8 protein-coding genes and 1 pseudogene are annotated in these 8754 nt (G+C 61.8%); 3 read left to right on the top strand and 6 right to left on the bottom strand.

The window, feature by feature from the left end; genetic code table 11:
• A pseudogene (locus tag EOA29_RS16460) lies at positions 1–275 on the bottom strand (magnesium-protoporphyrin IX monomethyl ester cyclase); the annotation flags it as partial.
• A 424-nt stretch (positions 276–699) separates the two neighbouring features.
• On the opposite strand from EOA29_RS16460, the gene EOA29_RS16455 reads away from it, so the two are divergent.
• Complete coding sequence (locus EOA29_RS16455) at positions 700–1761, top strand: class I SAM-dependent methyltransferase (RefSeq protein ID WP_126090913.1); 1062 nt, start codon at positions 700–702, stop codon at positions 1759–1761.
• 227 nt (positions 1762–1988) lie between these two features.
• Here the strand turns inward: EOA29_RS16455 and EOA29_RS16450 are convergent, their stop codons facing one another.
• Both EOA29_RS16450 and EOA29_RS16445 read right to left on the bottom strand, forming a co-directional pair.
• Positions 1989–3881, bottom strand: a complete 1893-nt coding sequence (locus EOA29_RS16450; RefSeq protein WP_245464835.1) for an EAL domain-containing protein — start codon at positions 3879–3881, stop codon at positions 1989–1991.
• Positions 3882–4349: 468 nt separating this feature from the next.
• The gene (locus EOA29_RS16445) at positions 4350–4826 is read right to left on the bottom strand and encodes an Lrp/AsnC family transcriptional regulator (RefSeq protein WP_126090915.1); all 477 of its coding nucleotides are present in this window, start codon (positions 4824–4826) and stop codon (positions 4350–4352) included.
• Between the two features lie 138 nt (positions 4827–4964).
• Here EOA29_RS16445 and phhA point away from each other — a divergent pair, with 138 nt between their 5' ends.
• Positions 4965–5798: a phenylalanine 4-monooxygenase gene (gene phhA, locus EOA29_RS16440; RefSeq protein ID WP_126090916.1), complete on the top strand. Its 834-nt coding sequence runs from the start codon at positions 4965–4967 to the stop codon at positions 5796–5798.
• Positions 5799–5951: 153 nt separating this feature from the next.
• Here phhA and EOA29_RS16435 read toward each other — a convergent pair whose 3' ends face one another.
• The gene (locus tag EOA29_RS16435) at positions 5952–6443 is read right to left on the bottom strand and encodes a MarR family transcriptional regulator (RefSeq protein WP_126090917.1); all 492 of its coding nucleotides are present in this window, start codon (positions 6441–6443) and stop codon (positions 5952–5954) included.
• 95 nt (positions 6444–6538) lie between these two features.
• On the opposite strand from EOA29_RS16435, the gene EOA29_RS41455 reads away from it, so the two are divergent.
• The gene (locus EOA29_RS41455) at positions 6539–6706 is read left to right on the top strand and encodes a hypothetical protein (protein WP_189350438.1); all 168 of its coding nucleotides are present in this window, start codon (positions 6539–6541) and stop codon (positions 6704–6706) included.
• An 83-nt stretch (positions 6707–6789) separates the two neighbouring features.
• Here the strand turns inward: EOA29_RS41455 and EOA29_RS16430 are convergent, their stop codons facing one another.
• Entirely contained in the window at positions 6790–8229 is a 1440-nt protein-coding gene (locus EOA29_RS16430; protein ID WP_126090918.1) for a GMC family oxidoreductase, read from the bottom strand.
• Positions 8226–8399, bottom strand: coding sequence for a hypothetical protein (locus tag EOA29_RS41450; protein WP_189350440.1), 174 nt, complete (start codon positions 8397–8399; stop codon positions 8226–8228). Before EOA29_RS41450 ends, EOA29_RS16430 begins: the two co-directional genes overlap by 4 nt.
• Positions 8400–8754 lie beyond the last annotated feature (355 nt).

The following is an 8754-nucleotide window of genomic DNA, read 5'->3' as shown; positions in this document are numbered from 1 at the left end:
CGGGCCTTGATCATCTCGGCGATCCGCAGCGCTGTCGGATGCGCCGAGGTCGAGCCGGAATGGCCGATGAGGACGAGTTCCGGACCGCCGCTCAGGGCGTCATCGACGAGCACGGCAAGCGGCATCGGTCCGAACTCGGCGTCGACCAGGCGCACGCCATGGCCGGCATCGAGCAGCGGACCGCCGATCGCCAGCAAGCCGAGCGGCGGCAGATGATCGTCGGGCACGCGGCTGCCGATGGCCGTATGCGGCGGATTGATCAGCACGATGTTCATGGCGGACCTCATTGCTGTTGGTCCACCGGTCGTACTTTCGGATGTCGAAGCCGCCTTGACGCGGTTCAGCAGTTTCGATGCAGCTTTCCCACAGATTTGACGGGCGCGGCCTTAAAGCGCGTCGCGCTGAAGCGGAGCCAGGCGACGCGCTTTAAGTCTTTGTTTTGATGCATGTCGTTCTCCCAAAACCGCTGCGCACTTTTGGGCGACATGCATTGACGTCGCGCATGCCGGGAAACCGCGTCAGCGCCTGACGAGGGTGTGCCGCGGTCGCACGCGTCCCGGCTTGATCGCGCTATGGCTTCAGGCGGTTCAAATCTTCTGAATACCGTACTTTAGACTCATCTAATACAGATCGTCCTAAACTTTTATTAAAACTCTAAGCATCTATAATTGTCGGTGGGGAACCACAAGGAATGCCCATATGGCGCTGAATCCAGACCTGAAAATTGACGAACAAAGTCTCATCACATCAACGTTGATCAAGAAGCACAAGGCGGCGTCCGCGGAGACGGTCGACGTCGTCGAGCTCAAGGCGCGGACGGCCCAACTCGCCCTCGTGCTGGACCTCGCCCACCAGGCTTTCGCGCGCCAGGAGCCGGCGGGGCAAATCGTCGAACGCCTGGCCGGTCGATTGCATGAATTGCGCCGCGAGGTCGCCCCCGCTCTGTGGCAGGAACTGATCCCGCTGGCTCAGCAGCACCGCGTGGCGACATATCTGAAACAGGATCCGTTCACGCGCTGGTCCTTCGAAAAGCCGCGCGGCTATTCGGGCGACGCGACGCTGCTGGACATCTATTACAAGCATCCGAGCGCTAACGAGATCGTCGCATCCTCGAGCGAACTCGGCCGCGAAATCTTTGCCTATACGAGCGAGGCGGCGAGTTCGGTGGCCGGGCGCGAACGTCGCGAGATACTGGCCAGAACGGTCGACGAAACGGCTGCGCGGGTGGAAAACGCGGAGGTGCTGGCAATCGCCTGCGGCCATTTGCGGGAAGCTGAACTCTCAAGAGCGCTCGCCGAAAAAAGACTGAAGCGCTGGATCGGTCTCGACCAGGACCCGATCAGCGTCGGCACCGTGAATCGCGATCTCGCGGGTACGGTGGTGGAAGCTGTGGACGGGTCGGTGCGCGGTCTTTTGCGGCGGGCCTACCCGCTTGGCACGTTCGATCTCGTCTATGCGTCCGGCCTGTACGACTACCTGCCGCTCCCTGTCGGTGCACGCCTGCTTCAGAGAGCCATGGAACTGGTCAAGCCGGACGGCGAATTCCTCTTTGCCAATTTCAGCGACGAGATCACGACCGACGGCTATATGGAGACTTTCATGGACTGGCCGCTCATCCTACGTTCGGCCAGCGATATGTGGGACATTATCAATGCCGCGGTGGACAAGAATCACGTTGATGCCGAGGTCTACTACGGATCGAACAGGAACATCGTTTACGGCAAGATCCGCAAGCGCGGGGATCTCGGGGCGCCGGCATAGGCGATAGATCCGCTTCGATTTTTCGGGCCGGGCCGTTCAGCGGTCCGGCTTTTTTATGGGTCGCGTGGCGCCCCGCGCCCCGTTACCTGGGATAGCGCCGCGCCGCATTTCCCGGAATTGCCCTAAAAGCGCGTCGCGCTGAAGCGGAGCCAGGCGACGCGCTTCAAGTCTTTGTTTTGATGCATGTCGTTCCCCCAAAACCGCTGCGCACTTTTGGGCGACATGCATTAGGCGACGAGTCCCAGTCTGGCCCGCTTGATCTCCTCGATCGGAACGGGACGGCCGGTGAGAAAGCCCTGGACCGACTGTATGCCCATGTGCTGCAGCAGGTTCTGCTGTTCTTTCGTCTCGACGCCCTCGACAAGGACCGTGTGGCCGAGATTGCGCAGAAGCCTGACCATGTCCTGCAGCAGGCTCAGGCCGCGAACCGTCTGGCAGTCGTGCAGGAAACTCCGATCGACCTTCACGACGTCGAACTTGAAACGTCGGAGCCAGGCCAGGCCCGCAAATCCGGTCCCGAAATCATCCAGCCAGATTTGGACACCAAGGGCTCGAAGCTGCTCGATACTTCTGGCGGCCTGCGCTTCCAGGGAAATGTCGCTGCCCTCGGTGACCTCGAGCGCCAGTTTCTGAGGCGCCATGCCATGCCGGCCGAGGATCTCGGTGATGTGCAGCGAGAAATTTGGGGCCTTGAGCTGAACGACCGATACGTTGGCGGACACGACCGCCCCCAATCCATGCTCGACCATGTCGCCACAGGCCCGATCGATCAGCCACAGCCCAAGTTCCTCGATCCCGCCGGTCTGCTCGGCGACGGGAATGAATACGGACGGGCTGATCGCGCTGCCGTCGAAGTCGCGCAGCCGCATCAGCGATTCATGGCCGAGCACCTGGCCGGAGACCGCGTCGCAGATCGGCTGATAAACGACCGAAACAAGTCCCTCCGAAACCGCATGCTTGAGGAGCTCCGAAAGGTTCTGGCTGGCTCGCTTCTGGTCGGTGGCCTGCGCATCATAGATGGTGAGCGTCGCGCGACCCGAGAACTTGGACGCATAAAGCGCACGGTCGGCCTCCTGCAGCAGGATCCGCAGCTCTACGCTTTGATCGGCGCGCGTCAACGAGGCGCCCGCGCTGATCGTGACGATGTCGAGTTTGTCGTCCCGATCGGGATGCGAGATCTTCAAATCCTCAACAGCCTGGCAGAATTGATGCGTCACCTCGCGCAGATGATCCCGTCCGGCAACCTTGCAGAGCACGACGAATTCCTCGCCGCCGTAGCGTCCTGCGATGGCATGGTTGGAGACCGCCGTTTCATCGAAGGCGCGGGCGAGTTCGATGAGGCAGTCATCGCCGGCCTGGTGGCCGAGCCGGTCGTTGTAGCGTTTGAAATAGTCCACATCCATGAGAATGACGCCGATTTCGTCGGTGTCCGTGGCCCACTCCTTGCAGAGTTCCGAGAATTCCCGCGTGATCGCCCTGCGGTTCTTGAGGCCGGTAAGCGGATCCGTATCCGCGATCTCGATAAGCTTCTGACCATTCTCGATGGCGACCTGTTCCTGGATTTGCGCCTGAAGCGCATGCAGGAAGGTCTGGTAGCGCTCCATGCTGAGGCGCCACGAGAGATAGAGGGACAAAACAAGGCAATTGGCAAAATAGGTCGCAAGCACCAAGCGCGTGCCAAAGTCGGCTTGCAGCACGAACAGCGTGGCGCCCGCGAAGGCGACCGTCACGGTCGCGGACGAGATCGCCGAAAGCCATAGCCGGAAATTGAAGAAAAGGTTCGCGCCTAGAATGAATACCGTGCCGAAGATTATGAAATGGGACAGCTCCGCCTGATGCGCCGTCCCGAGCGCCGACAGCAGCCAACCGATGGCGCCTGTTACGATCGCCAGGGCGGCGGCGTAGTGCAGCGTGGTGATGGCAAAACCGCGCCGGGCAACGAGTTCGACAAGCACAAGGAAGGTCAACCCCAACGACAGGCGCGTCAGGATCAGACGGTCCGCGACGTCAGGGAATAGAAACAGGTCGAAGGCACCGTAGCAGATGTAGCTCAACACGGCCGCCGCTATGCCCCAGCGGACGACCTTGCGGTTTTGGTCCGCGTTTTTTTGCAGGAGCATCGCAAAAAGCGTTGGATCAGCCGATTTCCACGAGGGGCGTGAAATCGCTTCCGTGACCCTCCGCGCCACATCCTCCGTCAATTGCATGCATCGCTCCTTGGCGATCATCCTCCGCGTGAGCGGTTCGAGCAAGCGAAGTCCGTCAAGTCCTCGCGTAAGGACGATGGCCAGCCTGATCCATTATAAGACACTAATGTTGCTAACCGGCGGTAAACGGACTGCTCGACCTCCTCGCCGCTGCGGCTCAGCAAGCATCCATACAACAGGCCAAGGGGGCCGAACAATGCACGACAAGACTTTTCCCCGATTCACGATGTCAATCGTGCGCAAAGGCGATGCTATCGCAAGTCTCGAGGCTTGCTCTTTTTAGACACAGCGAAGCCTTAATTCGTTCAATATTTAATAGAATGCCCCGATCTAATTTTGACCCTATTTCTTTTCGGGTCCATTTGCACTGGAAAATGCGCTCTAGCGCCGCAGATGCGCGAGCGGCACGTGGCCAGGTCCCTTGATGTTCTGCAGCACCAGCTGGGTGTGGACGTCGCGCACGCCGGGAAGCCGCATGAGCCGGTGCATGACGAAGGCATTGAGGTCGTCCACCGACGGCACCATCACATGCAGCAGGAAATCGTGCTCGCCGGTCATCGTCCAGCAGGACGAGACCTCGTCCATGCGCTGCACGGCGGCGATGAAACTTTCCGGCGAGCCGTCGGCGTGGCTGGTGAGCCGGACCTGGATGAACACCTCGACCGTCAGGCCGACGGCGCGGCGGCTAAGCACCGCGGCAAAGCCCTTGATGATGCCGGCGCCTTGCAACGCCTCGAAGCGGCGCGCGCAGGGCGTGGTCGACAGGCCGATCTCCTGCGCCAGCTCCGAAACCGGCTTGCGCCCATCGCGCTGCAGGATATCCAGCATCTTTATCTCGAATTCGTCGAACTGAGGCATATCTTCTCGATTCCTCATTGGATCGAGTGTTTCTACCTCGAAACCGCCAATCAGACCATCAACAAAGCTGAATTGCCTCATCGTCCGCCGCTATATTCTCGGTCACGATCCACGGATCATGATCTCGAGGAGGAAGAAATGACGATCAGCGTTGCCGACTATGCCCGCGACTGCGCTGCACAGGGCCTTCGCGGCGATTATTCGGTGTGCCGCGCCGATTTCACCGTGGCTCAAGGGTACAATTATTCGGCGGAGGAGCAGGCGGTGTGGCGCACGCTTTGCGATCGCCAGACGAAGCTGACGCAGAGGCTGGCGCACCGTTCCTATCTCGACGGCGTCGCGGCCCTCGGCCTGCTCGACAAAATTCCGGATTTCGGCGCGGTCAGCGCGACGCTGCGCAAGCTGACCGGCTGGGAGATCGTAGCGGTGCCCGGCCTGATCCCCGCCGGCCCGTTCTTCGATCATCTCGCCAGCCGCCGCTTCCCCGTCACCAACTGGCTGCGCACCCGCAAGGAGCTCGACTACATCGTCGAGCCGGACATGTTCCACGACTTCTTCGGCCATGTGCCGATCCTGACGCAGCCGGTGTTTGCCGATTTCATGCAGATGTATGGCGAGAAGGCCGAGGACATGATTGCGCTCGGCGGTGACGAGATGATCACCCGGCTCTACTGGTACAGCGCCGAATACGGCCTCATCCAGGAAGCCGGCCAGCCGCTGAAGGCTTTCGGCGCCGGGCTGATGTCGTCCTTCACCGAGCTGCAGTTCGCAGTCGAGAGCAAGGAAGCCCACCACGTGCCGTTCGACCTCGAGAAGGTGATGCGCACCGGTTACGAGATCGACAAGTTCCAGCGCGCCTATTTCGTGCTGCCGTCCTTCGATGCGTTGCGCGATGCCTTCGCCGGCGGCGATCTCGCCGGCATCGTCGCGCGGTTCAAGGGCCAGCCGGCGCTCGACCCGGCGACGGTTTAGGCATCGAATAAAAGCCCGGCGCCTCTATCCGTTTCGACGCGGCGTGCTTCGAGATCTGGCTTTCGCCCAGCCGGAGTCAGAGCGGTTCGGTCGCCGACAGGCGGTTGAACCGCTCTGGGTTTTCCGGAAAAGCGTTTCTTCGTCGTTCCCGCATCAGCCAGCCTCAACCGGCTCGGCCTTGAGCCTTGCCAGTTGCTCGCTCTGCAGATCGAGTGCCGCATTGATGAAGCGCAGCACGGTCGCCAGCTCGGCGTCGCTGAAGCTCGCCACCACCTTCTCGCCCTCCCGCGCGATAGCGCCGTAGTAGCGTTCCGACAGCTCTCTGGTCAGTTCGGTCGCCTCGATCACCACCTTGCGCCTGTCCTCCAGGCTGCGTGTCCGGGTGACGAGCCCGCGCGCCTCCAGCCGGTCGATCAATGCCGTAACAGCGGCCGGGGTCAATCCGGTTGCGGCTGCCACGGCGCCCGCCGATTGTGGCCCGGCATAGAGCAGGCCCAGGCAATGCCGCTCGGCCGCGATCAGCCCGAGTCGCGCCCCCACCGCCTCGTCATAGGCCTGCGTCGCGTCCTGCCAGCGCATGACGGCGAGGCTGATGGCCTTCGTCATGTCGTCGCGATTCGTGCTTGACGAATTTATTTCGATCATCTAACTATCAATCTGCCTAACATTCAAACTATCGTATCAATATGCGACGTCACCCTTTGCGAGGCAAGGGCAAAGTCGCCGACAAGGAGTGAACAATGAGCCTGATTCAACAGCGCACCCCCCTCTCGAACGAGGAAGAGTACAGATACGCCAAGCTGGCGATGGAATGGTACGGCTGGGGCTCGCCCATCGGCCTCGGCATTCTGCTGGTGGCACTTGCCGCCGCGGCCGTGCTGGTGCGCATCGCCGTGTACGGGCTGTAGCTCTCGATCGAACTTCCCAAAGGCGCGCCAGGGCGGCGCCAGTTGCCACTCCAGGCGCCGGCGCCGCCTGCCTTTTCGGGAGATCAGACCGTGATCACCTTGCTGAGGTGATCGCCCAGCCGGCAGGCAAGCGCGGTGATGGTGGTCGTCGGATTGCACTGACCGGAAGTGCAGAACACCGAGGAGCCGCCGACATAGAGATTGTCCATGCCGTGCACCTTGCAGTTGGCGTCGACGACGCTCTTCAAGACGTCGGTGCCCATGCGGGTGCCGCCCATATGGTGGTGACCGGCCGTCTCCTCATTCGTCGGGTAGTCGCCGCCATTGCCGATCCAGTCGGCGATGCGGACGCGACCAAGATTCTTCTGCGCCATCGTGGTGCCGAAGAGCCTCAAACCTTCGAGCAGCGTGCGGCGCTCCAGCGGCGACTTCTTCCAATGCAATTCGACGCGCGGCACGCCGGCGTGGTCGACATCGGCCTTCGACAGCTCGATCCGGTTCGAAGCTAGCGGCGCCTGTTCCCAGGCGACGTAGAGCTGGGCTGCGCAACGCAGCCTTTGCTCAAGCTGGTCGGACATCCACTCCGCCATGCTGGGCGCTGTGCAGGCAAGGTCGGCGATCAGCCGCTTGACATGCGGGTAAGGCGTCTCGATCAGGCGGATGCCGAAATTCAGGATCTGCAGCCGCTCCATCGCGGCAAGCGTTGGCGAGAAGAAGGCTTCGCTCGAGGCGTCGACCTCGAACTCGCCGTAGTCGGCGAGGATGGCGTTGCCGCCCTCGAAGGTCGGGTGCTCCATCCAGTAGCGGCCGAGCGCGTTGGCGTTGGGCACCACGCCGCCATTCGAACGCCGGTTCGACCAGAGCAGCAGCCTGGAGTTCTCCAGCCCGCCGGTGCAGGTGATGAAGTAGTCCGCCGCGAAGGTGCCGGCGTCCTGGCCGTTCGACCACAATCTGGCGCCGGTGACGCGCCTGCCGTCGCCGGCGAGCTCGGTCGCATAGGTGTTGAGCACGACGGCGATGTTCCTGCTCCGGTCGAGCTCGTCGGCGAACTTCTCTGCGAAGCGCACGGCCGGGCTCTTGATCAGCTGCACCCAGCGGATGTCGTCCGAAATCGGCACATCCGGCCGGAAATCGGGCAGTTCGAGAATATCGTGAACTTCCCGCAGATAGGGCTCGATGTCGGCGCGGCTGATCGGCCAGCCGGTATCCGGCGCCCAGGCCTTGGGCTCGAAATCCTGTTTGTCGAGCACGCGGCACCAGCCGGCCCAGTGGTTGGAGGAGCCGCCCATGAAGCGCAGCCTGGTGATGTCGAGATCGAAATAGAAATCGCCAACCGTGGTGCCGCGATAGAAATCCTGCGACTCGTCGCTGAATTCGCGCGAGCCGGCCTCCAGAACGACCACCGGGATGCCTGCGCCGCCCAGTTTCCTGGCGACCGTGGTGCCGGCGGGGCCGGAGCCGAGGATGCAGACCTTGGGCTTGAAGCCCGCCTGCCTATAGGCCTCGTAGCTGTCGAAGATCATGCGAGATCGCTCCGCCTCAGGATCCAGCCATTGACCTCGATAATCTCGTCGGGGTCGATCTCGTCAGGAGCGGGGACGGCGGGCCGGTTGCGGAACAGTGACAGTGCGGGCAGCGCGATCAGCGCCTGCAAGATCGCGCGGCGCGACATCTTCTTTATGAAATGGCTCATGACGCGCCTTTCGATGGGGGCTCGATCCACGCATGCCGTTCCCTTACGGCACACATGGCGCCGGAGAAGCCAATTCCGTGCCTAGTGTAGATGAAAACCCCGTTACAACCGCGCAATCGCCGCGGTTGAATTTGAAAAGCGTTAGCAACCCGCTAACGCGCGTCGCGATCTTTCAGATCGCTCCGTACGCTTCAGACTTTTGATCTCAACCATGTCTCCCGAAGCCGGTTCCCACTTTCGGGAGACCTGCTTTAACGCCCAGCCAAAGGTCTCAGGCCGCCTCCGAGATGTCGCGGTCGAGAATGGACAGGTTGCGGCCGCGGTGCTTTGCCTCATACCACCTCGGGTCGGCGGC

Origin of the sequence: Mesorhizobium sp. M1E.F.Ca.ET.063.01.1.1, from assembly GCF_003998155.1 — a bacterium.
Lineage (GTDB): Bacteria > Pseudomonadota > Alphaproteobacteria > Rhizobiales > Rhizobiaceae > Mesorhizobium.
Note: the sequence above shows the minus strand (reverse complement) of the source record. Positions and strands in the feature narration are given on the sequence as shown.